Source organism: Mycolicibacter sp. MU0102 (genome assembly GCF_963378105.1).
Taxonomy (GTDB): Bacteria; Actinomycetota; Actinomycetes; order Mycobacteriales; family Mycobacteriaceae; genus Mycobacterium; species Mycobacterium holstebronense.
In genome coordinates this window covers 25,339-49,228 of the sequence record NZ_OY726398.1, presented here as the reverse complement: position 1 = coordinate 49,228, position 23,890 = coordinate 25,339, and the positions used below count along the sequence as shown (strand labels likewise).

26 protein-coding genes are annotated in these 23,890 nt (G+C 68.1%); 9 read left to right on the top strand and 17 right to left on the bottom strand.

Annotated elements, in window-relative coordinates; genetic code table 11:
- The 7 genes from RCP37_RS00250 to RCP37_RS00220 all read right to left on the bottom strand — a co-directional run bounded on the left by RCP37_RS00250 (nt 1) and on the right by RCP37_RS00220 (nt 5,858).
- Nucleotides 1-318, bottom strand: a complete 318-nt coding sequence (locus RCP37_RS00250; protein ID WP_308485088.1) for a DUF2710 family protein — start codon at nt 316-318, stop codon at nt 1-3.
- 50 nt (nt 319-368) lie between these two features.
- Nucleotides 369-1,892 carry a DUF5631 domain-containing protein gene (locus RCP37_RS00245; RefSeq protein WP_308485087.1) on the bottom strand — a complete coding sequence of 508 codons (1,524 nt, stop codon included), beginning with the start codon at nt 1,890-1,892 and terminating at the stop codon, nt 369-371.
- 300 nt (nt 1,893-2,192) lie between these two features.
- On the bottom strand, nt 2,193-2,507 hold the full coding sequence (locus tag RCP37_RS00240) for a DUF2694 family protein (RefSeq protein ID WP_308485086.1): 315 nt from the start codon (nt 2,505-2,507) through the stop codon (nt 2,193-2,195).
- Nucleotides 2,504-2,821, bottom strand: a complete 318-nt coding sequence (locus tag RCP37_RS00235) for a type VII secretion target (protein WP_308485085.1) — start codon at nt 2,819-2,821, stop codon at nt 2,504-2,506. Before RCP37_RS00235 ends, RCP37_RS00240 begins: the two co-directional genes overlap by 4 nt.
- 15 nt (nt 2,822-2,836) lie before the next feature.
- Nucleotides 2,837-4,126, bottom strand: a complete 1,290-nt coding sequence (locus tag RCP37_RS00230) for a DUF4226 domain-containing protein (RefSeq protein WP_308485084.1) — start codon at nt 4,124-4,126, stop codon at nt 2,837-2,839.
- A 125-nt stretch (nt 4,127-4,251) separates the two neighbouring features.
- Complete coding sequence (locus RCP37_RS00225) at nt 4,252-5,085, bottom strand: C40 family peptidase (protein WP_308485083.1); 834 nt, start codon at nt 5,083-5,085, stop codon at nt 4,252-4,254.
- A gap of 2 nt (nt 5,086-5,087) precedes the next feature.
- On the bottom strand, nt 5,088-5,858 hold the full coding sequence (locus RCP37_RS00220) for a helix-turn-helix domain-containing protein (protein WP_308485082.1): 771 nt from the start codon (nt 5,856-5,858) through the stop codon (nt 5,088-5,090).
- A gap of 149 nt (nt 5,859-6,007) precedes the next feature.
- Between RCP37_RS00220 and RCP37_RS00215 the strand changes: the two genes are divergently transcribed.
- Nucleotides 6,008-6,424 (top strand): WhiB family transcriptional regulator, encoded by a 417-nt coding sequence (locus RCP37_RS00215; RefSeq protein ID WP_308485081.1) that lies wholly within the window; start codon nt 6,008-6,010, stop codon nt 6,422-6,424.
- Between the two features lie 70 nt (nt 6,425-6,494).
- Nucleotides 6,495-7,469 (top strand): pirin family protein, encoded by a 975-nt coding sequence (locus RCP37_RS00210; protein WP_308485080.1) that lies wholly within the window; start codon nt 6,495-6,497, stop codon nt 7,467-7,469.
- A gap of 12 nt (nt 7,470-7,481) precedes the next feature.
- Here the strand turns inward: RCP37_RS00210 and RCP37_RS00205 are convergent, their stop codons facing one another.
- The 6 genes from RCP37_RS00205 to RCP37_RS00180 are packed head-to-tail and all read right to left on the bottom strand — an operon-like array spanning nt 7,482 to nt 14,296.
- On the bottom strand, nt 7,482-8,552 hold the full coding sequence (locus tag RCP37_RS00205; protein ID WP_308485079.1) for an NAD(P)H-dependent amine dehydrogenase family protein: 1,071 nt from the start codon (nt 8,550-8,552) through the stop codon (nt 7,482-7,484).
- Between the two features lie 34 nt (nt 8,553-8,586).
- Nucleotides 8,587-9,612, bottom strand: coding sequence for an alcohol dehydrogenase catalytic domain-containing protein (locus RCP37_RS00200; protein WP_308485078.1), 1,026 nt, complete (start codon nt 9,610-9,612; stop codon nt 8,587-8,589).
- Nucleotides 9,613-9,616: 4 nt separating this feature from the next.
- The gene (locus tag RCP37_RS00195) at nt 9,617-10,402 is read right to left on the bottom strand and encodes an SDR family NAD(P)-dependent oxidoreductase (RefSeq protein ID WP_308485077.1); all 786 of its coding nucleotides are present in this window, start codon (nt 10,400-10,402) and stop codon (nt 9,617-9,619) included.
- The gene (fadD1, locus tag RCP37_RS00190) at nt 10,399-12,009 is read right to left on the bottom strand and encodes a fatty-acid--CoA ligase FadD1 (protein WP_308485076.1); all 1,611 of its coding nucleotides are present in this window, start codon (nt 12,007-12,009) and stop codon (nt 10,399-10,401) included. Before fadD1 ends, RCP37_RS00195 begins: the two co-directional genes overlap by 4 nt.
- 8 nt (nt 12,010-12,017) lie before the next feature.
- A complete protein-coding gene (locus RCP37_RS00185) occupies nt 12,018-12,935 on the bottom strand; it encodes an alpha/beta hydrolase (protein WP_308485075.1) in 918 nt (305 codons plus the stop codon).
- Entirely contained in the window at nt 12,932-14,296 is a 1,365-nt protein-coding gene (locus RCP37_RS00180) for a flavin-containing monooxygenase (protein ID WP_308485074.1), read from the bottom strand. The genes RCP37_RS00185 and RCP37_RS00180 overlap by 4 nt, the downstream gene beginning before the upstream one ends.
- Before the next feature lie 123 nt (nt 14,297-14,419).
- Between RCP37_RS00180 and RCP37_RS00175 the strand changes: the two genes are divergently transcribed.
- From RCP37_RS00175 to RCP37_RS00160, 4 genes are all read left to right on the top strand, one after another.
- On the top strand, nt 14,420-15,037 hold the full coding sequence (locus tag RCP37_RS00175; RefSeq protein WP_308485073.1) for a TetR/AcrR family transcriptional regulator: 618 nt from the start codon (nt 14,420-14,422) through the stop codon (nt 15,035-15,037).
- 120 nt (nt 15,038-15,157) lie between these two features.
- Nucleotides 15,158-16,372, top strand: coding sequence for an acetyl-CoA C-acetyltransferase (locus tag RCP37_RS00170; protein WP_308487209.1), 1,215 nt, complete (start codon nt 15,158-15,160; stop codon nt 16,370-16,372).
- 1 nt (nt 16,373) lies between these two features.
- A complete protein-coding gene (locus tag RCP37_RS00165; RefSeq protein WP_308485072.1) occupies nt 16,374-17,150 on the top strand; it encodes an enoyl-CoA hydratase/isomerase family protein in 777 nt (258 codons plus the stop codon).
- A gap of 30 nt (nt 17,151-17,180) precedes the next feature.
- Nucleotides 17,181-18,479, top strand: a complete 1,299-nt coding sequence (locus RCP37_RS00160; protein WP_308485071.1) for an acyl-CoA dehydrogenase family protein — start codon at nt 17,181-17,183, stop codon at nt 18,477-18,479.
- On the opposite strand, the gene RCP37_RS00155 is transcribed toward RCP37_RS00160, so the two are convergent.
- Nucleotides 18,476-19,441 (bottom strand): phosphotransferase family protein, encoded by a 966-nt coding sequence (locus RCP37_RS00155; RefSeq protein WP_308485070.1) that lies wholly within the window; start codon nt 19,439-19,441, stop codon nt 18,476-18,478. The two genes, RCP37_RS00160 and RCP37_RS00155, sit on opposite strands and share 4 nt — an antisense overlap.
- A complete protein-coding gene (locus RCP37_RS00150; protein ID WP_308485069.1) occupies nt 19,434-20,219 on the bottom strand; it encodes an SDR family NAD(P)-dependent oxidoreductase in 786 nt (261 codons plus the stop codon). Before RCP37_RS00150 ends, RCP37_RS00155 begins: the two co-directional genes overlap by 8 nt.
- Nucleotides 20,220-20,344: 125 nt before the next feature.
- Between RCP37_RS00150 and RCP37_RS00145 the strand changes: the two genes are divergently transcribed.
- The gene (locus RCP37_RS00145) at nt 20,345-21,187 is read left to right on the top strand and encodes an LLM class flavin-dependent oxidoreductase (RefSeq protein WP_308485068.1); all 843 of its coding nucleotides are present in this window, start codon (nt 20,345-20,347) and stop codon (nt 21,185-21,187) included.
- A 5-nt stretch (nt 21,188-21,192) separates the two neighbouring features.
- Here RCP37_RS00145 and RCP37_RS00140 read toward each other — a convergent pair whose 3' ends face one another.
- Nucleotides 21,193-21,678 (bottom strand): winged helix-turn-helix transcriptional regulator, encoded by a 486-nt coding sequence (locus tag RCP37_RS00140; RefSeq protein WP_308485067.1) that lies wholly within the window; start codon nt 21,676-21,678, stop codon nt 21,193-21,195.
- A gap of 95 nt (nt 21,679-21,773) precedes the next feature.
- On the opposite strand from RCP37_RS00140, the gene RCP37_RS00135 reads away from it, so the two are divergent.
- Nucleotides 21,774-22,475 carry an SDR family oxidoreductase gene (locus tag RCP37_RS00135; protein WP_308485066.1) on the top strand — a complete coding sequence of 234 codons (702 nt, stop codon included), beginning with the start codon at nt 21,774-21,776 and terminating at the stop codon, nt 22,473-22,475.
- A gap of 29 nt (nt 22,476-22,504) precedes the next feature.
- Entirely contained in the window at nt 22,505-22,930 is a 426-nt protein-coding gene (locus RCP37_RS00130; RefSeq protein ID WP_308485065.1) for a tautomerase family protein, read from the top strand.
- Nucleotides 22,931-22,941: 11 nt separating this feature from the next.
- Here the strand turns inward: RCP37_RS00130 and RCP37_RS00125 are convergent, their stop codons facing one another.
- Complete coding sequence (locus tag RCP37_RS00125) at nt 22,942-23,889, bottom strand: helix-turn-helix transcriptional regulator (RefSeq protein WP_308485064.1); 948 nt, start codon at nt 23,887-23,889, stop codon at nt 22,942-22,944.
- Between the last annotated feature and the right edge of the window lies 1 nt (nt 23,890).

The following is a 23,890-nucleotide window of genomic DNA, read 5'->3' as shown; positions in this document are numbered from 1 at the left end:
TCAGACCGGGCTGGTGCCGTAGCGGGTCTCGAAGTCGGACTGAGCTTCCTCGCGCAGTGCGGTGAAGACGCGATTGAGCCGGTCCGCCAACTCGCTGTGGGTGTAATCGCTGACCACGCACGGGTGCAGCGTCAGCTCGAGCAGCCGGCCGTCGGCGTTGGCCACGGCACGGACGTCGCCGAGATCGACACTGTAGGTTGTGTTCTCGGCCTCGGCGACCAGCGCTTCCCATTTCTCGGCGGCCTCACGCAGATCCCGCAACACGGACTCCACGAGGTCCTTGTCGCTGAGTTCCGCGCGGCTCTCCGCCCCCGACATGGGCTAAGTATGTCCAGCCGGTATTAACAGCGTCAATTCATCGACGCCCGTTAAATCTGTGAATCCCACGGGCCGGCGGGCGGTGCGGTGAGCGTCTGAAACCAGCTGTAGTGGTAGTTGGCCGATACGGTGTCTCCGGTCGCAATGCCTTCGGAGGCGGCCAACAACATGCAGTTCAGCACCAAGGCGGAGTCGGAGTCGGGATACTGCGCCAACAGCTGGTAGCGCATGGTGTCCAGATGCACACGGAGCAAGTCGATTTCGGCGTCGACTACCCCGGTGCCGGCGGCGCCTGCCTTTACCAGGGTATTGGCCATCCGCGGCAGCCCTTCACGCCAGTGCGTGGCCTCGCTGAGCCGCCAGCCGAGATCGTAGATGGGCGCCAGCTCGCGAGGCTGTACCGAGGTGTCGGTGACCGCGAAATCACTGGCCCAGCCGAGACGGTCGCCGGGACTGTAGCTGGCCGACTCCATCGGGTTGCCCAGCATCTCGGTGGCGGTGCCATTGCGGCGGCCGGGTTCGAGCAGTTGCACCCCATCGGGTAGGTCGATCCCGGACGGGACCCATCCGTGGGCGATGTCGGTGACCAGGCGGGTGGTGCCGTCGGCAAAGGCCCCGATCGCCCAGCGCAGTCCGGGCTCCTGGCGGGCGACGAAGGCCAGTAGGCGCTGGAGCCGCTGTTCGTCGGACTCGGCGACCGTCGGCGCGACGGGTTCGGGTTGGGCCGCCGCGGGAGCCGGCTCGACCGGCGGCGCCACGACCGACTCGACCGGCGCGACGTCCACCGCTTCGGTCGGGAAGGCAGGCGTCGGCGGCTGCTGGTCCTCGCCGCTGTCGATCACGGTCGGCCACGGGGCGAATAGCTCCGCGAGGCGCTCCGATTCCCATACCTCCGGCGCCGCGGGCACTTCGACGACCTCCGGTACCTGCGGCGGCGGCGTCTCGGAAGGCTCAGAAGTCACCGCAGCCGGCGGCACAGTCACCGGTGGCGGATCAAGTGGTGCCACCTCAGGCACGACGGCGGCGCCGGATTTCGGCAGCCGATGCCGGGCCCGCTGGGCAGGTTTGTCCGAAGACTGCTCGGGCGGTTCGGGCGGTTCGGGCGGTTCGGGCGGGCGCGGCGCCGCGGCGGGCTCGGGCGGGACCTCGGCGGGCCGCGACACCGGGGCCGGAGCCGGAGCCGGAGCCGCGTTGAGGCTGATGTACTCCCCGCCGAAGTCCAGGGCTTCCTTGTGGAGTTGGCGCACCGTCGACTCCACCCGGAGGACGGCGAAAGCTCTGGCGACGTTGATAACCCGGGTCTCCGCGGCCTGGCGTGCCGGACCGGCCAGATCTGATCGACTGATGGCGTGGAGCTTCTCGTTGGCCGAATGTGCGATGCGCTGCAGATCGGCATTGAGGTAGTCGGCAAGCGGGGCGGTCTCCGGGGTGATCGTCGCGAGCTCGGCGGGCCACAGGCCGCCGAGCACCCAGGAACTACAGTCGACCGGAGCGCTGAAGGCCGGGATCGTCAGTGATTCCCGGGCCGCGTTCCGGAGGCGCTGGCGCGCCGACCGTCGACCGAAGAGTGCCACCGCGCAAGCGTACCGTTGCCGTCCCGGCACTCTTATCCGAATTCGCCCTCATCGGGCCGCGTCGCCGATGGCATTCGGGCAACCTTCCACAGTCACTGCGCGCGGTGAATTGTCAGCCCCTGAGGTGGTCGGTAGCGTGCAAATCGTGGCTGATGTCGGGTCCCCGAGCACGGGTTGTGCAGCGCAGTTGAGCGAGGTCCTCGCGTTGCTGGAGCGGGCCCGAAAACTGTTCGGCGACATGGTGGTTGATCCCCCCGCAGACATCGCTCCCAACGCAGAAGCTGCCGGAAGATGGGTGCTTTAGCCTCCGGAGTCCGCGCCGGCGTGCAATTTGTGAGCCAGCAGCCGCTCGGTAGCCACCCGCAGGTCGTCAGTGGTGGGCACCGCCGCAGAGGGCACGTGCCCGGTCGTGACGATCTCTCCCCGGATCTCCAACGCCGCCTTGAGAAACGAGACGTCCGCGGCCAGGACGATCGCCTCCGCCAGCCGGTGCACGTCAGTGTCCATCACCGCCTCAGTGAGCACCACACTGTGCAGATAGCCGCCCCGACAGGACCGGAACAGCACATCACCACTGGGGTGGATCGTGTCGAAAGCCGGATTCGGCTCAGTCATCGGCGCCCATCGGTGAGGTGCCCGAAGGCATTGGCGGCATCGTCTTCATTCTTGTTCCACGTCGCCACCGCGCGGTGCAGATTGTCCGAGACAGTCGAATGTTCACTGGACTGGTCGTCGTAGCAGTTCTTGCGTGCGTCGAGCAGCGAACCGGCGGCCTGGCGAAAGTCGCCGTAGATCGGACCGAGCGAATTCAGGGTCGCCTGGATCCCCTCGTGTGAGGCCGCGACGGTGGACAGGTAGTCCGACGCCTCTTGATGGTTCCCAGCCGCGTTGGTCAGAACGTCCTGGTTGACGTGGATCTTCTCGGGCATGTTCCACCTTCCTGGCTAATCGACGATGACGGTTGGAGCCGCCTTTTTCAAGCGCATAAGGCCACCGAGCGCCCTCGCCGGCCTGGTCGCGACCGGTTCGGCGGGCGGTGCGGGCTCCTGGGCCAGGGCCGGCGGATGCTGCCAACCCAGGAATCCGGGGCCGCGCAGGTTCTCCGCCAGGTGCACCTGCCCGTCGAGTAGCGCCTTGCCGGCGCCGACAGCGAGGGCATGGCGGTCGGTGAACACGCCGATGTCGCCGGGACGCAGGCTGGCCACGTCGACCGCCGCCGCCACCGGTGTTCCAGGCGGCGGGACGTGGATGCCTTGGCCGCGGAATGCCTCCACGACCGACTGTCCATCGGCGACGGCCTGCATCGCCGCACCCAGTTGTGGGTTGGCCACAGTCCTGGTCTCACCGTCGGGCAGCCGCACAGTGACCGGCCCACGCTCCCCCGACTCCTGCTCCGACGTATCGCCGTCGGCGTCGGCGCCTTCGAGAGCATGGGCCTCAGTCGCCTCCTCTGACCGGTCGTCATCCTCGGCGGGCATGTCGTCACCGCCCCATCCAGGAGGCGGTCCGTTCATCGGAAATCCGGAGGGCATAGCCGCCGGCATGGCACCGAAGCCCGGGCCGTCGGTACCCATGCCGGGGAACATCGGCGTCGCCAACTGCGGCAGCCGTTGCGGTGCCTCCTGGTCATCCATCTCAGGCTGGTCATCGGACAGTACGTCCGGATATGGCTCAGCATCCGGGTCCACCTCGGGCGTCTGGCCGTCCGCGGCGGGCGGCGGCTGCTGGCGATCCGATGGCGCGCGGAGGTACAGCCCCGTCAACGCGGTGGCGAGCGCCTCCTTGGAGACGTCGTCGTCATTGGTCTCTTCGACCACCTGGATGATCTGCCAGAGCCTGTCGACCAAGAACCTCTGGAATTCGCGCGCCCCCGCGGCGGTGCTCAGGTCCCAGGACCCGGCAGCGCCGGCAATCTCGGCCTCGAGGTCGTCGAGGCGGCGTCGGCCCGCCAGCGTGGTCTTGTGTGCGTGGCGCAGCGCTTCGATGATCTGCCGGTCGAATTCCGCTGCCGTCGACAGTTGCTGCGCCAGAGCCGCTTCGGCCAGCTTCATCGATTGCGCCGCCCGGCCCTGCTGTTGATCACCGGTCGAGACCAGGCGGCTTAGAACGCTGTCGTAGCCCGCGGGTGGCAGCGGCAGGGTCAGAGCCGCCTGGGCCACGCGTGTCGCCTCACCCGCACCGCCGGCCCGTTCGATGCGGTCGATCGCATCTAGCACGTCGTCGCGGGTTGCCATCTCCTCAACCCAACATCGCTGCGGTGGGCCGACGCTCGGGAGCTGACCGCTTCATGGCCGGTGACTGTACCCAGGCCCACCGATGCCGACAATTCACCCGAGAACCCGGTGGGGACGCCTGGCGATCACGGCACCGGACGCCGGATCGCCACATGTGCGCCCAGCGGGCTGATCTGCACGGTTGCGCCGGCGTGCGGGGCTTCGATCACCCGGTTCCCACCGATCGCCAGCTGAACATGCCCGGTGCTGGGGAAGACCAGGTCGCCGGGCCGAATCTGGGAGCGCGGCACCGGGATTCCTTCGTAGATCTGCGTGTAGGTGGTGCGCGACAGTGGCACGCCGGCCTGGTGGTATGCCCACTGAGTCAGCCCCGAGCAATCGAATCGGTCGGGGCCGGTCGCACCCCAGACATAGGGTCTGCCGAGCCGCGACAAGGCGGCGCGGACCGCCAGCCCGCCCCGAGTGTCGGGCAGCCGCAACCGCTGCACGCCCACGGGCCCGCGCCGCGCTCCCCGGTATTGCAACCGACGCAGCCTCGCACGGTGGGCCCGCGCGCGATGCTGCGCCGACACCACGTGGGCGTGCTGGGCGCGCAGCCGCGCCACCCGCCGGCGCATCGCCTCGCGATGCGCCAACGGCGTGCTCGGGGCGGCCGCCGAGTCGGCGCGAGCGGCGGAGACAACACCGTCGGTCTGCTGGCGCGCCCGAGCGTGGTCGGCGACCACGGCGGCCAGCACCGTGGTCGCCAGCGCATCGGTACGCGCGTTGGCCAGCAACAGATCTCGCTGGGCCAGCACCGCCATCCGGTACCGATCATGCCCGGCGCCGGTGTCGGCGTTGGCGTTGCGCTGCAACAACTCGGCGTAGTGATCCAGGCCGGACTCCAGCGACGCGGGCCGTGGATTGCCCGCGAACAGCTCATTGGCACGCGTCAGTAGCTCCAACTCACCGTTGCTCACTGTTATCCCCCTTCGTCGCCACCATCTGTCGCGTCCACGGATCCGTCGGCGAAAGCACGGACTCGGGTCAGTGCGCCGGGCGGGATCACGCCCCGGTTGCGGATGTCCCACATCTCCTCGGTGCCGACGCCGATCAACGCCGCTATCACCGGTTCGGGCAGCGACGACTGCGCACATGCTCGGTCGAAGCGGGCGGTCAAACTGCCGGGCATCCGTTGCAGCAGGTCAGTGCGGGTAGCCTCCAGGGCCTGCAGGTGCGCCATCAGTCGGGCAGCGTGATCGGCGCCCGCGTTCACCGCCACCCGCCACGAACTGGCCGCGAGCATCTCCGCCTTCACGCACTGCGTGATCACGGAAAGAATATACGTCTCGTATTCGTCTGATGCTTCCGAGGGCAGTCTCGCAATCACCGATCGCAGCGCATCGAGCTGCGCCTCGGCATATCCCTCCAGCACTTCGGTGTCGCTGTGCCGGTCGACGACGATGGCTCCGGCGGGACGCGCGGCGGGCGCCTGGGGCCCGGCCGCGGAGAGCAACTGGGCTAGTTCGGCGTCGGCGTCGTCGGCCACCAGGAGCCGAGAGTAGGTGCCCGGCGGCAGGCCGAGCCCATTTTCAACCTTCTGAACTGTGCCTTTGTGCGGCTTGCGGGCGCCACGCTCAAGGTAGCTCAATCCCATGATGCTGACCCCGGTGGCCGCGGCCAGGTCGGCAAGCGACCAGTCGCGCGCCTCCCGCAGGGCCCGAATGGCCGCGCCTGCCGCTTCGCGGCTCATCGTTGCGCCCCGGCCATGGACGGATAGTACACAGCCTGGGCCTTCACTACTTACATATATGTTTTTATCAACTTCTGTTGCGTTCGCCGTATCCGATCGTATACGTTTCCATCTACGTAATCCGATCTGTTAGCGAGGAGGACCTTCCGATGGCACCCCCCTGCTCCGCAAACCCCGAACTCTGGTTCGGCTACGCCGACGCCGACGGCGCCGACGGGGCCGCGAAGGCCCGGGCCTACGAACAGTCCTCCACCGAGGCGCGGTTGCAGTGCCTGCGACGCTGCCCGCTCGCACAGCAACGCCGGTGCGCGGCGCTCGCCGTGGAACGCGGCGAGGAGTACGGCGTGTGGGCCGGCGTGAAGCTCCCGGGCGGCCAGTACCGCAAACGGGCCGAACTCGCCCGGGCCCACGCGCTGTTGCGCGCCATCGCCGCCGGCGAGATCAACACCCGCGAGCTGCCCGACAACCAGACGCTGCTGACCAACCACGAACGCGACCAGCTGCCGGTGACCGCGGCGGTTTTTCACCTGCCCTCCGGGCAGCTCGGCCCTCGGTCAGCGGCGTGACCACGCCCGTCCACGGCATCAGTCGGTAGGATCGCCACAGCGGCATGGCGCACGGCGCGGAGGTGGACAGTTGAGCAACCTGGAGGCCACTTCGACTGAATTCGCCTGTGCAGCAACGCCAGAAGATCACATCGAGGTACTGCATCCCCGCGAGGTGCCGCTGGGCGGAGCGCGTGCCATCGGAGTCCGGCGCACCTTGCCGCAGCGCGACCGCTCACTGATCGGTGCCTGGTGCTTCGTCGACCACTACGGACCTCACGGCGTCGCCGACGGCGGCATGGACGTGCCCCCACACCCACACACCGGGCTACAGACGGCGACCTGGCTGTTCAGTGGGCGAGTCGAGCACCGCGACAGCGGCGGCGCGCACGCGCTGGTGCGCCCCGGTGAGTTGAACCTGATGACGGCCGGCGCGGGCATCTGCCACTCCGAGGTCTCGATCGACCCGCAGGCGGCTCCGGTCCTGCGAGGCGTACAGCTCTGGATCGCCCTGCCCGACACTGCCCGCCACAGTGAGCGCGGCCTCAACCATTTTGCGCCCGAACGGGTTTCGCTACCCGGCGCCTCGGCGCTGGTATTCCTCGGCGAACTCGCGGGGTACCGCTCCCCCGTCGCGACCTTCACTCCGCTGCTGGGCGCCCAGCTCGACCTGGATCCGCGCACCGAGCTGGCACTCGACGTCGATCCCGCGTTCGAGCACGGCGTGCTGTGCGACCAGGGCGCGGTCAGCCTGGGCGGCACGGGCCTGGGTTTCGGTGAGCTCGGCTATCAAGGCCCCGGTCGCGCGGTGCTGCCGCTGCGCAACACCGGCGACTCCCCCGCCCGCATCCTGGTGCTGGGCGGGGCGCCGTTTCGCGAGGAGTTGGTGCTGTGGTGGAACTTCATCGGTCGCAGCCACGACGAGATCGTTGAGTTTCGCCGCCGCTGGCAAGACGGCGACGAGCAGTTCGGACACGTCAGCGGCTATCAGGGCCGCCTGCAACGGCTGCCGGCCCCACCGATGCCGCCGCTGCGGCTACGGCCGCGACGGCCCCGCAGCCGGTAGCGGCTCCCGCTCTCAGCGGATGGTGCCCGCTCCCGGGATCAGCGGCAGGTCCAGTGCCGTGACCCAGCCCGGCGGAAGATCATTGACCGCCGGCACCGCATTCAGTGCGCGCATCCCGGTGGCCAGGCAGCCGGCCGTCGCCGCGTCGCGACCCGATCCATCGCTGAAGTGGAACGCCGTCTCCTGCGAAATGCTCGGCGTCCCTTCGATATCAACGCGATAGACGTCGTCTTGGGTGCCCGCCGGCCAGTCCGGTGCGGCGTCTCGACCAATCCGGTTGACGTGTTCGAGTTGGATCCGGGTCTCGCCGCGGTAGATGCCGTTGATGGTGAACCGCACCGCCGCGACCTGGCCCGCGGCGATCACACCCTTGGCGGTCGCGCGTTCGTTCGGAGTCACCCAGGTGTCCCAGGTGGTGGTGATCTCGTCAAGCTCGATCCCGGCGGCATGCGCGATCATCGGCACGGTGCCACCCCAGGCGAAGATCAGTACCTCGGGGATCTTGAGCACGGGCTGGAAGTCGGGGTCACGGCCGATCCCCATCTCGTTCTCGTAGTCACCGGTGTAGTTGGTGTAGTCCAACAACTCGGAGGCCCGCACCTTGCGCACCTCGGCGCAGACCCCCATCAGGGTCATCGGGAACAGGTCGTTGGCGAAACCGGGGTCAATGCCGGTGGTGAAGCACGATGCTCCGCCGTCTTCGCACGCTTGGGTGATCGGCGCCAGCAGGTCCGGCGGATTGAGCTTGAGGCCGGGCCATACCCACGGGGTCATCGCGGTCGAGCAGACGTCGATCCCGGCACGTAGGAACCGCGACATCAACGCGATGTTGTCGCCCGCGTGCGCGGCGGTCGGGCCGTAGTGCACCAATGCGTCGGGCGCCAGGGCGATCAAAGCGTCGACATCGTCGGTGGCGGTGACGCCGACGGGCGCGATCCCGCAGATCTCTCCGACGTCGCGCCCCACCTTGGCCGGGTCGCTGACGCCGACGCCGACGAGCTCGAACAGCGGGTGTCTGACGATCTCGGGGATGACCAACTTGCCGACAAACCCGGTGCCCCAGACGACGATCCGCTTAACCATCTGACATCCTCTCGTCCCCCGGCGTCGCTTCAGGCTATGGCGTGAGCAGTACCTTCACCACGTCTCCGGATCGGGCCGCCACGGCGCGATAGGCGTCGGCGGCGTCGTCCAACGCCATCTCCGTGGTGAAGATCCCGTCCACCGACAGTCGCCCGGATTGCAGCAGCGGCACCAGCTGCGGCCACGTCTGTTGCACCGGTGCGGTGGTCATTCGCAGGGTGACACTGCGCAGCAGTGCCGGCAACGCTGGGAACGGGAAGGGCTGCAAGTCATGCACGCCGACCACCGACACCGTCCCGCCGGCCCGCACCGCGGTCAGCGCGTCGGACATGGTGGTGTCCGAGCCGACGGCGTCGATCACCGCATCCACACCGCGTCCATCGCTGAGTTCCATGGCCGCGGCCGTGGTCGACGGCTCCGCCGGTGTCACGCCCATCAGCGCCGCCCGGTCCCGACGCTCACGCACCGGGTCGATGCCGAGAACCGTTGCTGCGCCGAGGAACAGCGCACTGCGTGCCGCGCACAGGCCGACCGCTCCCAGCCCGATGACCGCAACCGTGCCGCCGACCGGGATATCGGCGCGCAGCGCAGCGGCCCAGCCGGTGGCGAGGTTGTCGGTGAGCAAGAGAGCTTCGGCGTCAAGAATTCCCTCGGGGATCCGGGCGAGCTGAAAGTCGGCGCCCGGCACGGCAAGCAGTTCCGACTGCGCACCCCCCAGCAGGCCTGCTCCGAAGATCTGCGGGCCCGAATGGCACCGAATCGGGTCGAGGGTGCCGCACCCGGCGCAGTGCCCGCAGCCCGCGACCGAGGACACCATGACCCGGTCACCGACCCGAACGGAGTTCACCTGCGAGCCGACGTCGACAACCGTCCCGATCGCCTCGTGCCCCAGCGGAACGGGATCGCCGAACGGGTAGTCGCCCTCGTAGAAGTGCAGATCGGAACCGCAGATCGCGGTCGCGGTCACCTCGACCACGGCACCGTCGGCTCCGGGCAGCTCGGGGTCGGGGCGGGTGTCGACTCGGATCGATCCGGGCCCATCGATTACGACACTGCGCATCGCTTCATCCTTCGAATCCGGTGGCTAACGCTTGTACTTTGCCGAGCACGTCGGGATAGCGCTTCAGATGCGCGCCGCCGTTGACGTCGAAGACCGATCCGGTGATCCAGCCGGCGCGCTGCGAGGTCAAGAACTCCACGGTCTGCGCGATGTCGTCGGGGATGCCGGAGCGCCCGAGCGGAGTGTTTTCGATGTACTCGTCGGTGAGCCCGGGCACCATAGCCAGGCCGGCGACCAGGGGAGTGTCCACCAGGCCGGGGGAGACCGCGTTGACCCGGATGCCGCGGGGACCCAGCTCCAGTGCGGCCACCTGGACCAGCATCAGCACTCCGGCCTTGGCGCTGCAGTACGCGGCCATGGTGGTGCCGGGCTGACGCCCGTTGAGCGAGGAGATGGCGACCACGCTGCCGCCGTCCTCGAGATTGCGGGCCGCATGTTTGATCACCAGCATGGTGCCGGTGAGGCAGACATCGATGGTGGTCTGCCAACCGGACAGCTCGATGTCGGCGATCGGGCCGATGATCGACAGGCCGGCGCAACTGACCACCGTGCGGACGGCTCCGGCTTCGCGGGCGATCGCGAATGCCGCTGCGACACTGGCTTCGTCGGTCACGTCCGCGACGACGGCGGTGGCTTTGTCGCCCAGTTCGGCGGCCCGGGCACGCGCGGCGTCCTCGTTGACGTCGGCGATCACCACGTGGTCGCCGCGCGCGACCAGGGCGTGCGCGGTGGCCAACCCGATACCGGATGCGCCGCCCACTATCAGGGCCACGGGCTTTTGAGCCGTCACTGTCGCGCTCCCGTCGTCGTGGTGGTTCGGTAGGTGCGCTCTCGTTCGGGACGCGTCCACAGGTTGTCTGCACCGACGTCGGTACCATCGGCGGCCAATACGCGTTTGAGGATCTTGTTGGTTGCCGTTGAGGGCAGCTCCGCGGTCATCCGGACATAGCGCGGCCAGGCCTTGGGGGAGAGGTCCTCTTGAGCGGCAAGGAATTCGGCGAACTCGTCCTCGGCCAGCCGAGCGCCGTCACGCAACACCAGCGCGGCCATCACCTGATCGCCGACGTTACCGTCCGGCACGGCGTACACCGCGGCCTGGTTGATGTCGGGGTGGCGCATCAGGATCCGCTCGATCGGCGCCGCCGCCAAGTTCTCGCCGTCGACGCGCATCCAGTCGGCGGTGCGCCCGGCCAAGTAGATCCAGCCGTCGGCGTCGGCGTAGGCAAGGTCGCCTGACCAGTACATGCCGTCGCGCATCCGGTCTGCGGTGGCCTGTTCGTTGTTGTAATAGCCCGAGAAGAAGCCCGACCCGGCGGTGTTGACCAGTTCGCCGATTGCCTCGTCGGCGTTGACCAGCGCGCCGTGCTCGTCGAAGACCGCCGGGGGACACTCGCGGACGGGATCGCTCTTGTAGATGGCGACGCCGGGGAATCCACGTCCCACCGAACCGGGCGGAGTGCCTTCATCACGAGTGATGGTCACGGCGTTCTCGGTGGAGCCGAATGCATCGACCACGTGGACACCGAACCGGCGGGCGAACTCGCCGATGTCTCGTTCGGAGGCCTCATTGCCGAAGGCGACCCGAAGCGGATTGTCCGCGTCATCGGGCCGCTCGGGATGCGCCAGCAGGTAGGCGAACGGTTTACCGACGTAGTTCATATACGTGCCACCGTAGGCGCGGATGTCGGCCAAGAACCGCGAAGCCGAGAATTTCGCCGGCGCCATCGCCGCACCGGCGGCCACCGCCGGACCGAAGCCGGCCGCGATCGCATTCGAATGGAACAACGGCATGGACAGGTACACGACGTCGGCGGCGCCCAACTCGAATCGCTCGGTGAGGCTCTGCCCGGCGACCAGCACCATAAAGTGGCTGACCAGAACGGCTTTCGGGTCCCCACTGGTGCCCGAGGTGAAGATCAGCATGAACGGATCCATGGGCCCGACCTGCCGATGCGGCTGGAGTACCCCGGCCTCAGCGCACTCGTTGGCCCACGCCGGCTCGTCGACGTCGATGACCGTGACGCCGGGCAGGTCCATTCCCCGCAGCAACGCGCGGTGTTCGGCATCGACGAGCAGGATCTGCACGTCGGCGGTGCGCAGATCCCCGGCGAGCGCCGAACCGCGGCGGGTGTCGTTGACCCCGCACAGGACGTAGCCGCCCAGCCCGGCGGCGGCGAGCGCGGTGAGCATCGCGGGGGTGTTGCCCAGCAGGGCGCCGACGTGCAGGGGCCGGCCGGTATCGGCGCGCGCGAGCACCGCGGCCCCGTGGCGAGCCGCCCGGACGAGGTACTCCCGCCAGGACCAGCGGATCTGCCCGCCGTCGGCGTCGTTGTAGAGCACCGCCAGACCGGTGTCGCCGATGCGTTCGGCGAGCAGCTGCTGCATGGTCTCTGCCATCAGACCTCCTAACCCGTGACCGTAGCGGTCGCGTCGGCCAGATGCCGGGCCAAAAACGCGATCTGGTGCTCGATGACGTGATCGAACCAGTCGCCACCGGCGAAGACGTCGAAGTGATCGCAGGGGTAGTGCCGCACTTCGGCGCGGGCGGTGAACGCCGCCTTGGCGGCGGCCTGCGGGGGAGCGCCGCGGTCGAAATCGGCTATCTGCACCAGGATCGGACAGGCGATGGCCTCGGCGTGCTTGGCCGCCGGACGGTAGGCGCCAAGCTGCACTCCGACCTGGGCATCGATCTCGTTGCGCCAGGTCGGACCGGCCATCGCGGTGTAGGCCGCGTGGTAGCCGTCGGCGGTCAGGGTGGCCAGCTCCCCGGGGAGGCCCACCAGGGGGATGGTCGCGGGCGGCCCGCCGAACCGTTGGGCCAGCGCACTGCGCCAGCCCGTTGCCGTCGAACGCAGCATCGCTGCCGGGCGATGGTGCGGCAGCGCCGCGACCGCTGCGGCCGGTCCGCTGACCAGTGGTGTCAGCGCGATGGCGGCGGCGACTCCGGGGGTGGTGGCGGCCACCTCGAAAACATGCCCGCCGCCCAGCGACACTCCCCACGCCACGATCCGGCGAGGATCGACACCGGGCTGCTCAGCCGCGGCCGAGCATGCCGAGCGGAAGTCGTCAACCTGTTCTTGCATGGAGATCCGTTGGCGCGGTTGTGCTTCTGAGGCGCCGAAATATCGGTAGTCGAAAGCAAAGGCGGCGAACCCGGCTTCGCTGAGTCGTTCGGCGAACGGGATCAGGCCAGAGTCGACCGTGCCGCCCAGCCCGTGCCCGAGCACCACGACCGGGGCGCCGTCGCCGTCATATCGCGCCGCCGGGAAGAACTGCCCGACACACGTGGCGCCGCCGCTGCCAAATCGGATGGTCGCGCTCATGCGGATGCCTCCATCTCGCGCACGCCGGCCCATCCAGGCACGCCGAGTTCGGCAGCGCGTCGGGTGCCGCGCGGAATCTCCGCGGTGCGCATGTCGTGTTCGTAAAGGAAGTAGTCGAGTTGCTGGGTGTGGCGCGGGGTGTCGAGCATGTGGCCGGTGTACTTGCGCCGGTCCGCCTCGATCACCCGGCGCATTTCGGCGACCGACGGCAGCCGGTAACGGCCGGCCGCGTAGGCGCCGATGAGGCGGGCCTGGGATTCGACGAACGGGAACAGCGTCGGGGTGGCTTGGGCGAATCCGGCGAACACCAAGTCGTCGATGCCCGGATAGAACATCCGCTTGTACAGGTCGATTCGATTGCCCGGTGCGCTGATGAACTCCGGGTCGAAGAACGGGAAGGTGATGTTGTAGCCGGTGGCGTAGATGATGACGTCGAATTGGCCGCTGGTGCCGTCGGTGAAGTGGACGGTATCGCCGTCGAGCCGGCTGATGTTGGGTTTGGGGATGACGTCGCCGGACCCCAGGCGCAGCGGCAGTTCCACCGATTGGGTGGGATGCGCTTCGAAGAACTTGTGGTTGGGGGTGGGCAGCCCGAGGTCCTCGGGGCGCCCGGCGATGATCGGCTGCGCCCACTGAGCGACCTTGCGCTGCCAGGAGAACGGCAGATACGGGCTGGTCCGGAAGTACTTGTCGGCGGGCTTGCCGGCCAGATACTTCGGCACGATCCACGCACCCGAACGGGTGGACAAGGTCAGCTCGTTGTCCAGCGCCTTCGACGACAGTTCGACGGCGATGTCGGCGGCACTGTTACCCAGGCCGACCACGAGGATCCGCTTTCCGCTGAAGTCCAGCGGCGTCTTGGGGTCGATGTAGTGGTGCGCATGCAACGTCTCGCCGCTGAACTCGCCCGGGAAGTCCGGTAGGCGTGGATCCCAGTGGTGCCCGTTGGCGACGACCAGCAGGTCGAAGCGACGGCGCCCGCCGCCGGCCAGTTCCAGCTCCCAGCCACCGCCGGGCAGCCGCTGGGCGTGGGTGACCTCGGTGTCGAACTCGATGTTGCGTTTGAGGTCGAACGCCGCGGCGTAGGACTCGAGGTACTCCTTGACCAGCGTGTGGTGCAGGAAGTCGGGGTAGTCCTCCGGCATGGGGAAATCCCGGAACGACAGCTGGTGCTTGGAGGTGTCGATGTGCAGCGACCGGTACGCGCTGGAATGTCCGTTCGGGTTGCCGAAGGCCCAGTTGCCGCCGATTCGGTCGGAGGATTCGAAGCAGCTGTAGTCAACTGCGTAGTCGCTCAGCATCTTTCCGGCGGTCAGGCCGCTGATGCCGGCACCGATGATCGCGGTGCGGGGTGAGGACATGGGGAACCTTCCGAGATCCGAGGTAGACAGGTTTGCGGAAGTGTCTACACGACGTGTGGAAATAGTACACAGATCTGCGGATGTGTCTACCCCCTTGTTAGGATCACCGATCAGGAGGTGGCCGTGAACGCAGCGTCAGCGTCGCCCGCGTCCCCGTCGACAACTGATCGGCTTCTCGATGCGACCGAGAAACTGCTGGCCGACAAGGGGATTCGAGCGACGACGATGATCGACGTCGCCCAGGCAGCAGGGCTGTCCCGGGCCTGGCTGTACCGGAATTTTCCGGATAAGCCGACGCTGGTCGGCGCGGCGATCATTCGGCTCATCGAAACCAGCTGGGCGCAGACCCGCGCCGAGCTGTCGACGCTCACCGGCTTCGAGGACCAACTTGTGGCCGGCGTCCAGATCGGTCGCCGCGCCTACGACGATCCCGGCGCGCTGCTGATGCGGCTGCGCACCGCCGAACCCGAGGAGTTCACCGCGTGTGCCGGAACCGGGGTTCGCGGCCTAGTTCCCGACCTCGCGGGGTTCTGGCTTCCGTTCGTGGCGGCCGCGGCCGCCAGCGGCGACATTCACCCCGACACCGATCTGCCCGAGGCCAGTGAATGGATCGCTCGGGTGATGATCAGTTTCGGCAGTGTCCCGGGAAACCAGCTGGACCCCGACGATCCCGCGGCCGTGCGGCAGCATCTACGCCGCTACGTGCTGCCGGCGTTGCGCCAGGCGCCAACGGGGGAGTAATCCGCTCCGGTTTCCGGAAGGGGCATTTCCATTTGGTGACATTGTTAGTGTGCAGTTTGGACTAACAGCCTTCTTCTCGGGCACGGTGACTGCGACGGGAGTGCCACCATCGACGCTTGGATTCTCGACGCCGTGCGGACGCCGCGTGGTAAGGGTCGTCCCGACGGGGCGCTGCACGACCTACATCCGCAGGCGCTGTTCGCGCAGTGCCTGACCGCCCTGGCCGCACGCACCGGGTTCGAGCCCGCCGAGGTCGACGACGTTATCGCCGGCAACGGGATCCTGTCCGGAGACCACGGCGACGACATCGCCCGGCTGGCCGTGCTGCTGGCCGGATGGCCCGAATCCGTCCCTGGGATGACGCTGAACCGCTTCTGCGGGTCGGGCCAGCAGGCCGTCACGGTGGCGGCCACCGCGGTCGCCGCCGGAGCGGAGAACCTGATGCTGGCCGGTGGTGTCGAATCGATGTCCCGCTGGGGGGTGACCGTCGGGGTGCCGACCATCGACGGCGACAACACGGACCTGCGCCGCCATTATCCGACTGTCCCGCAAGGCATTTCCGCCGACCTGATTGCCACGCTGGAGGGTTTTTCCCGGGCTGATGTCGACGCCTACGCCGCCGAGAGCCAGCGCCGCGCCGCCGAAGCCATCGAACAGGGCCGATTCGATCGGTCGCTGATCGCGGTCACCGACTCGGCCGGCACGGTGGTGTGCACCCGCGACGAACATCCGCGTCCCGGCACCACCGCCGAGAAGCTCGCCGGCCTGCCACCGGCGTTCGCCCAGCTGGGCGCCGCGCGGGTGGCAGGGGAGACCCGCACGTTCGACGAGATCTGCCTGGACCGCTATCCCGGCCACACCGCGATCGAGCACGTCCACCACGCCGGGAACTCCTCGGGCGTGGTCGACGGCGCGGCCGCCGTAGCGGTGGTGTCACAGGCATGGCTGGGCGCCCATGGTGCCACGCCGCGGGCCCGCATCCGGGCCACCGCCGCGCTCGGCAGCGAACCGGTCATCATGCTCACCGCACCCGGCCCCGCGGCGCAACGCTGCCTGCAACGCGCCGGCATGCAGGCGGGCGACATCGATCTGTGGGAGATCAACGAGGCCTTCGCCGCCGTGCCGCTCAAGACGATTCGCGACCTGAACCTCGACCCGGCTCGGGTCAACGTCAACGGCGGTGCCATCGCCCTGGGACATCCGATCGGCGCGACCGGGGCGATGCTCATCGGCACGGTGCTCGACGAACTCGAGCGCCGCGACCTGACTACCGGCTTGGTCACCATGTGCACCGGGGGCGGCATGGGCACGGCCACCATCATCGAAAGGGTCTGACATGAGCGAGACCGTGCAGATCGACCGGTCCCACGAAGGTGTCGCCGTCGTGACGCTGAATCGTCCCGACCGGCTCAACGCGGTCAACCAGGTGATGCGCGACGCGCTGCTGCAGACCTTCACCACACTGGGCTCCGACCGTTCAGTGCTGGCGGTGGTCCTGACCGGCGCAGGCCGAGGCTTCTGCTCGGGCCTGGATGTCCGCGACTTCGGGCCCGGCATCCCCGAAGCCGACGACCCGGCGATCGACCGGATGCGCTTCCAGGAATCCATGGCCGCGCTGCCCCAGGCGATCCGGGCCATCCCGCAACCCGTCGTCGCCGCGGTCAACGGCGCCTGCGTGGGTGCTGGGCTGGCGATGTGCCTGGCCTCAGACATCAGGATCGCCTCGACGGCAGCGAAATTCGGCAACGCCGCCATCCTGCTCGGACTGTCGGGGGCGGAGATGGGCATGAGCTATCACCTGCCCCGCATCGTCGGCACCAGCGTCGCCGCCGACTGGATGCTCACCGGACGGACGGTGCCCGCCGAGGAAGCCGATCGGCGAGGCTTGGTCAGCCAGCTGGTGGAGCCGGAGGCGCTGTTGGACCGTGCGGTCGAGATGGCCGGCCTGATAGCCGGATTGGCACCGCTCGGGGTGGAGCTGACCAAACGCGCGTTGCAGGTCAACGTCGACGCCGCCAGCTTGGATGGCGCCCTTGAGCTGGAGAACCGCAACCAGGTGTTGACCCACGCCACCGACGACGCGGCGGCCCGCCGGCAGAAGTGGTCCCGTTAACCGGCAGATCGACCGAAAGGAATCACGACCATGGCGTGGGACTTCTCCACCGACCCGGAATGGGCAGAACAGCTGGCCTGGGTCGACGAATTCGTCCGCACCGAGTGCGAACCCATCGACATGGTGGTCACCGAATCCCATGACCTCAATGATCCGGTCCGCCAGGCCCTGATCCCGCCGCTGCAGAAGATCGTCAAAGAGCGCGGACTGTGGGCCACCCATCTGGGTCCGCATCTGGGCGGCCCCGGCTACGGCCAGGTGAAGCTGGCGCTGCTGAACGAGATCCTGGGCCGCTCCGAATGCGCGCCGATCGTGTTCGGTTCGCAGGCACCGGATTCCGGGAACAGTGAGATCCTGGCCCACTACGGGACCCCGGAGCTCAAGGAGCGTTATCTCGAACCGTTGCTGGACAACCGGATCATCTCCTGCTTCTCGATGACCGAACCGCAGGGCGGGGCGGACCCGAAGGTCTTCACCACCACCGCGACCCAGGACGGCGATCAATGGGTGATCAACGGCGAGAAGTGGTACTCGTCGTTCGCCTCGATGGCGTCGTTCCTCATCGTGATGGCGATGACCGACCCGGATGCGCCGCCGTATCAGCGGTATTCGATGTTCGTGGTTCCCGGCGACACTCCCGGCATCAACGTGCTGCGCGACGTGGGGCTGGGCTATCAGCCCGCCGGTGGCGGGGGACGCGAGGGCTACGTCCGCTATGAGAACGTCCGGGTGCCGAGCGACCACATGCTCGGGCCGCGAGGCGGGGCTTTCGTCGTGGCGCAGACCCGGTTGGGCGGCGGGCGAATTCACCACGCCATGCGGACCGTGGGCCTGGTGCGCCGGATCTACGACATGATCTGTGAACGCGCGGTGTCGCGCTATACCCAGGGCACGGTGCTGGCCGACAAGCAGATGGTGCAGGAGATGATCGCCGATTCGTGGATGGAGATCGAGGCCTACCGGCTGCTGACGTTGCAGACCGCGTGGAAGATCGACCAGTACAACGATTATCAGGCGGTGCGCGCGGACATCTCGGCGGTCAAGGCGATGATGCAGAAGGTGCTGCACGACGTGTCGTCGCGCGCGTTGCAGATCCATGGTTCGCTGGGCACCTCGCATGAGATGCCGTTTGTGCAGTACCTGACCGAGTCATTCGTACTGGGGCTGGCCGACGGCCCCACCGAGGTGCACAAGGTGACGTTGGCGAAGCTGCTCCTCAAAGGTGTTGCGCCGGCACCGGACCTGTTCCCGTCCGAGCATCTGTTGCGGTTGCGGGCGGCGGCCGAGGCGAAGTTTGCCGACAAGTTGGCCGGCATCCCGCGGAGCTAACCCAACAGGTCCTGCGCTCTGGTCAGCAGTCCGGGAACGGCTGCCGCCATCGCTTCGAGCTCGGCTCGGGGCGCGCTAGCGCGCCGATTGTGCTTGACGATCAATGACCATGTCGCCGCCGACTTGAAACACGCCAGCGCCTTGAAGTACTCCAACTCGGCGACGTCGGTGCCACGGGCCGCGATGTAGCAGTCCGCCAGTTCGCCGATGCCGGGGCAATCGCCGGCATATCGGGTGTCGCGGCGATAGGTCTGCGGGTCGGAGTTGATCAGAAACCAGCCCGCATCGATACGCGGGTCACCAATCGACCAGATCTCCCAATCGATGACCGCGGTGATCTCGCTGCCGACCGCCAGCAGGTTGCCGAGCCGGAAGTCGCCGTGCACCACCGCCGAGGCGGCCGGGGCGGGCAGTCGCGCACGCAGCGCCTCACCGACGTCTCGCCACCCGGGCGCCAGTTCCGGATCGACGGTCGCCAAGGTGGCGCTCCACCGTTCGATCTCGCTGGCCGCATCACCGATGGGTTCGTCGGTACATCCCAAAGCGGCCGGGTCCAGTCGATGCAGCCGGGCCATCGTCCCCGCGGCGGCGTAATAACGCTGCGCAACAGCCGGATCCGCGGGCGCATCCGTCGCATCGAAGAGCGGCTCGAAGGATTCGCCGGCCACAAGTGTCATCGCGAACAGCGGCGGTACGCCCGGGGGATCACCGGCGTCGCACCAAAGCAGCTGGGGGACCGGTACGTCGCTGCCCGACAGCGCCGCGATGATGCGGGCTTGGCGCAACACGTCGCGGTGTGCCACCGGGGCGCGCCCGGGCGGGGCCATCTTCACCACCACCGGGCGCCCGTCCTGGCTGCCGCGATAGGTCAGACTCGACGCGCCACCAGCCAGCGGCACCAGGTCGGTCACGCCGCGGGACGCCAGCCGTCGGCGCAAGGCGGTCAGGACCGCATCAGTCACGCAGCCAGCCGATGTCGCGCAGGAAGGATTGAGTCTTGACGATCTGGCCGGTCAGCGTCTTGGGGTCGGCGGTGCACAGTCGATAGGCCGTCTCGGTGATCAGCGCGATGTCCTCGGTGTCGACCTTAGCCAGATCCAACGTTCCCGCGCCCGGCGTGGCGACCGGATTGGTGGGTGCCGCGGCGTTGACCGCGATACCGTCGGCATATAGCTCTGCGGCAAGGCTTTTCGTGAGTCGGTTGAGTGCGGCTTTAGCGGTGCCGTAGACGCCGAAGCCGGCAGATGTGTCGAAATCGGAGAACGGCGGACCGGCCGGCAAGTCTCCGCCGACCGAAGTGAGGTTCAGTATCCAACCGGCGCCGCGTTCCCGCATGGCCGGAATGGCCAACTGGCTCAGATGCAGCGGGCCCACCAGATGCATTTCCAGCATCAGCCGCACCCGGCGCTCCGGGAAGCCGTCGAGAGGGCGCAGGAATGTCACCGCGGCATTGTTGACCAGGATGTCAGGTGCGCCGAGTTCGGCGGTGACCTGCGCGAACAAGCGCTCGCGGTCTTCGGTCGCCGACAGATCGGCCTGCACCGCGATGGCCTGACCGCCCGCGGCGACAATCTCGTCTCGGGTTTGGGTCAGCGATCCGTCGTACTTTTCGTCGGGCTCCAGGGTGCGGGCGGTGAGCGCTACCGTTGCGCCTTCGCGGGCCAGCCGTTGAGCGATAGCCTTGCCCAGCCCCCGGCTGCTGCCGGTCACCAACGCCACTTTGCCGTCACACCGTCCCACGCGACGTGTTCCTTCCCCCTGTTGATAACGCGCTCTCCTGTAGTGAGAACATCGTTACCATCTGTGCTGACGTATGGGAAGGGCTGCGCGCCGCCGCCGGCGATTCGGACACCGAAGGGGAAGCGATGACGGAGTGGTTCTTGTACCTCCCACAAACCAGAATCGGCCTCGCCGAGCTGGTCTCGCGGGCCCAGGCGGCCGAGGCGGCCGGTTTCGACGGCGTGGCTTTCCTCGACCACCTCGACACCCCGATGGACCCCGCTTCGCCGCTGTGGGAGGCGATGACCGTGGCCACCTGGGTTGCCGCCCACACGCAGCGGATCAAAGTCGGCCACGTGGTGTTGTGCGACGGGTTCCGGCACCCGGCGGTGCTGGCCAAGCAGGCGACCACCTTGGCCGAGGCCTCTGGCGGACGCTTCGAACTGGGACTGGGTTCCGGCTCGATGCCCGACGAGTTGGTCAAGTACGGCATCAGCACGGCCGGCCCGCGGCAACGCGTCGATGCGCTGGGGGAGACGCTGGCACTGTTGGGCGAGTACTGGAACACCGCGGGGGAGCGGGCGCAGACCCCCGCGCCGGCCCAGCCGATCCCGCTGGTGCTCGGTGGGGTGGGCCCCCGGATGCTGGAGTTGGTACGCCGGTACGCCGATTGGTGGAACCTGCCGGCCACGCACGTGCACAAGTTGCCCGAGTTGCTGCCCTCGATCGGGTCTGCGCGCGCGTCGGTGCAGCAGATGGTCGGGTTCGCCCGACACGACCAGGACGTGGCGGCGGTATCGGAGACGGCGCAGCGGCGATTCGGCCGGCTGGGATCGGGCCTGGTGTGCGGTGATGCCGCAACACTGGCCGAACATTTCGGCCGACTCGAAAGCCAAGGGGCACAGCGGTTCTACGTCTGGTTTGCTGACTTCGCGCCGCCGGAGTCGATTGTCGAATTCGCCGAGACCGTGATCCGGGCGGGCGGCTGAACTCGTCAGCGCGTTCGGCGCGGTGCGTTCCAGCGGATCTCGATGTCGTCGGCGTCGGTCATCGGCCCCTCCAGATCGTCGGTGACGCGGACGCCCACCCGCCGCTGGGTGGTCGCATCGACGAAGCTCAACGGCGGCGCCCCGTCCTGCAGGTACTTGTCTCCCCATTGCATCAGCGCCAGAAAGACCGGCAACAGGTCTTCGCCGGCCGACGTCAGCCGATACTCGTCGCGGACCCGCTGCCCGGATTCCTGGTAGGGCACCCGGCGGATGATTCCGGCGTTCTCGAGTTGCTTTAGCGCCCGCGAGACTGCCGGGGCCGAGGCGCCCAAACGCGCGGTGAAGTCCTCGAATCGGCTGGTGCCGTAGAAGCATTCGCGCACCACCAGGAACGCCGTCTTGGTGCTCAGCACATCGAGCAGCCGGGCCACCGAACACGCATCGCCGGTGGACCAGCGCGATCGGTCGCGCAACCGGGGTTCGAACTCCATGTGGTCCAGCATACGTGACTAACACTTGCGTTATCCAGGTTGTTGTGCTGTGCTCTTACTAACGGAGTCGTTAGTCAGCGAGAGAGGGTACGGAAATGGTTGCAGTACAGGGAAAGGTCGCGGTGGTCACCGGCGGACGGCGCGGACTGGGCGCAGCCCTGGTCGACGAGCTCTTGGCGCGCGGAGCCCGCAAGGTCTACTCGACCGCACGCACCGCATTCACCGATGAGCGCCCGCAGGTGGTGCCACTAGCACTGGAGGTCGGGTCGCCCGAGTCGGTGGCGGCTCTGGCCGGGGCGGCCAGCGATGCCGAGCTGGTATTCAACAACGCGGGCGTGCTGCTGCCGGACGCATTGCTGACCGGCTCCTTCGAGCGCATCACCGAAACCTTCGACGTCAACGTCTTCGGGCCGCTGCGCCTGGCGCGGGCGTTCGCGCCGATCCTGGCGGCCAACGGGGGAGGGGCGCTGGTCAACATGCACTCGGTGCTGTCCTGGATGGCTGGCTCTGGCGCCTACGGCGCTTCCAAAGCCGCCGCCTGGTCGGTGACCAACTCGCTGCGCACTGAGCTGGCCGCGCAGCACACGCAGGTGGTCGGCGTCCATGCCGGCTTGATCGACACCGACATGGTCTCCGACATGCCCGGCCCCAAGGTGACGCCGGGCCACGTGGCGCGGCGAATCCTCGATGGCGTGGAGTCCGGTGCCGCCGAGGTGCTGGCCGACGACATCAGCGTGAGCGTCAAGGCCGCGCTGTCCGGTCCGGTCGAGAACCTGTCTTTCGCCCTGTCGCACTGAGCGCACCCAATCAACTAAGGAGTACCGCCATGCCACTGTGGACAATTCACCACACCCCGGGCATCTTCAACGCCGAGACCAAACGCGCGCTGGCCGCCCGTATCACCGAGCACTACGAGAGTGCCGGGCTGCCGCGCTTCTACGTGGTCACCCTCTTCCAGGAGACCGCGCCAGAGGACTTCTACGTCGGTGGGGAGCCGACGGAAGTGGGAATTCGTGTCGTCATCGACCACATCGCCCGGCACGCCCACGACACCGAAGGCCGCCGGCGGATCGCCGATTGGATCAACGGGATTTTGACTCCGACACTCGAGCGGCATCCGGGCGTGCACTCGGAATTCCACGTCGACGAGACCAGCGAAGAGCTGTGGATGATCAACGGGCTTGTTCCGCCGCCGGGGGGATCGGATGCCGAGAAGCGGTGGGCCAAAGAGAACGTCGCGTCGGCGTACTAGGGGGCGGCCGCTCACCGGTACCGCTCCGCCAGCGCGGTACCGATGGCGGCCAGATGATCACGCACGCCCTGCGGACCGGTCACCTCGAGCCATTCGATGAGTCCGGCCAGTTGGCCGGCGACGGCATATTCATTGTGGCCTCGAATCACCACCTCGATCCGGCCGTCGGGCCTGGAACCGCCCACCTCCAGGCGTCCCCCGAGCACTCCCCGGAGCAAACCGAGACCCTCGGGGGCGCACACGGCCTGGGCCTCCAGCGGGGTGCGCTTGCAGTCGACCTCATCGGCGATCTCCCGCCAGCTCTGCGCAAGGTCGAATCCCCGGGGCCGCCGCACGGGATCGTCGGTCAACGCAACCGACGAAACACGGTCGATCCGGAAGGTCCGCCGGCCGACCTCCGTTTCAGACACCAGGTACCACGTCGGGCCTTTGGCGACGATGCCCAGCGGGTGGACGGTCCGCTCGGTCACTGCGCCTTTGCTGTCGACGTAGCCAAGCCAGACCTGCACTCCGCTGATCACCGCCTCTTGCAGCGCGTCGAGAAACCTCGGTGGCCGCGGCGCGACCTGACTGGCGCCCCAGAGTCGTGGATCGACGACCACCGACGCCGCGGCGGCCTCGGCCTGCGCCCGGAAAGGCTCGGGCAACGCGCGGACGAGCTTGCGCAGGGCGGCCTTGACGTCCGGCGTGGCCGTCGAGGCGGGTCCGGCCACGAGAAACAGGGCACGAGCCTCGCTTGCGGTCAGCCCCGAGAGGTCGGTCCGAGCGCCACCCAAGAGGCGCCACCCGCCCCCGCGACCTTGCACGGAGTACACCGGGATCCCGGCGACGCTGAGCGCTTCGAGGTCGCGGCGGGCGGTGCGCTCGGACACCTCCAGCTCGCGGGCCACCTCGGAGGCGGTCACCCGCTTGCGCTGCTGCAGCAGAAGAAGGGTGGCCACCAGCCGGTCAGCTCGCACC

Bases quoted from the DNA above. Each gene is read 5' to 3' on its own strand.
- RCP37_RS00220 (WP_308485082.1), bottom strand. From the start codon at position 5,858: ATGAGCCGCGAAGCGGCAGGCGCGGCCATTCGGGCCCTGCGGGAGGCG.
- RCP37_RS00230 (WP_308485084.1), bottom strand. From the start codon at position 4,126: ATGGCAACCCGCGACGACGTGCTAGATGCGATCGACCGCATCGAACGG.
- RCP37_RS00140 (WP_308485067.1), bottom strand. From the start codon at position 21,678: ATGGAGTTCGAACCCCGGTTGCGCGACCGATCGCGCTGGTCCACCGGC.
- RCP37_RS00250 (WP_308485088.1), bottom strand. From the start codon at position 318: ATGTCGGGGGCGGAGAGCCGCGCGGAACTCAGCGACAAGGACCTCGTG.
- RCP37_RS00200 (WP_308485078.1), bottom strand. From the start codon at position 9,612: ATGCGCAGTGTCGTAATCGATGGGCCCGGATCGATCCGAGTCGACACC.
- RCP37_RS00240 (WP_308485086.1), bottom strand. From the start codon at position 2,507: ATGACTGAGCCGAATCCGGCTTTCGACACGATCCACCCCAGTGGTGAT.
- RCP37_RS00235 (WP_308485085.1), bottom strand. From the start codon at position 2,821: ATGCCCGAGAAGATCCACGTCAACCAGGACGTTCTGACCAACGCGGCT.
- RCP37_RS00160 (WP_308485071.1), top strand. From the start codon at position 17,181: ATGGCGTGGGACTTCTCCACCGACCCGGAATGGGCAGAACAGCTGGCC.
- RCP37_RS00215 (WP_308485081.1), top strand. From the start codon at position 6,008: ATGGCACCCCCCTGCTCCGCAAACCCCGAACTCTGGTTCGGCTACGCC.
- RCP37_RS00145 (WP_308485068.1), top strand. From the start codon at position 20,345: ATGACGGAGTGGTTCTTGTACCTCCCACAAACCAGAATCGGCCTCGCC.
- RCP37_RS00180 (WP_308485074.1), bottom strand. From the start codon at position 14,296: ATGTCCTCACCCCGCACCGCGATCATCGGTGCCGGCATCAGCGGCCTG.
- RCP37_RS00185 (WP_308485075.1), bottom strand. From the start codon at position 12,935: ATGAGCGCGACCATCCGATTTGGCAGCGGCGGCGCCACGTGTGTCGGG.
- RCP37_RS00135 (WP_308485066.1), top strand. From the start codon at position 21,774: ATGGTTGCAGTACAGGGAAAGGTCGCGGTGGTCACCGGCGGACGGCGC.
- RCP37_RS00165 (WP_308485072.1), top strand. From the start codon at position 16,374: ATGAGCGAGACCGTGCAGATCGACCGGTCCCACGAAGGTGTCGCCGTC.
- RCP37_RS00205 (WP_308485079.1), bottom strand. From the start codon at position 8,552: ATGGTTAAGCGGATCGTCGTCTGGGGCACCGGGTTTGTCGGCAAGTTG.
- RCP37_RS00130 (WP_308485065.1), top strand. From the start codon at position 22,505: ATGCCACTGTGGACAATTCACCACACCCCGGGCATCTTCAACGCCGAG.
- fadD1 (WP_308485076.1), bottom strand. From the start codon at position 12,009: ATGGCAGAGACCATGCAGCAGCTGCTCGCCGAACGCATCGGCGACACC.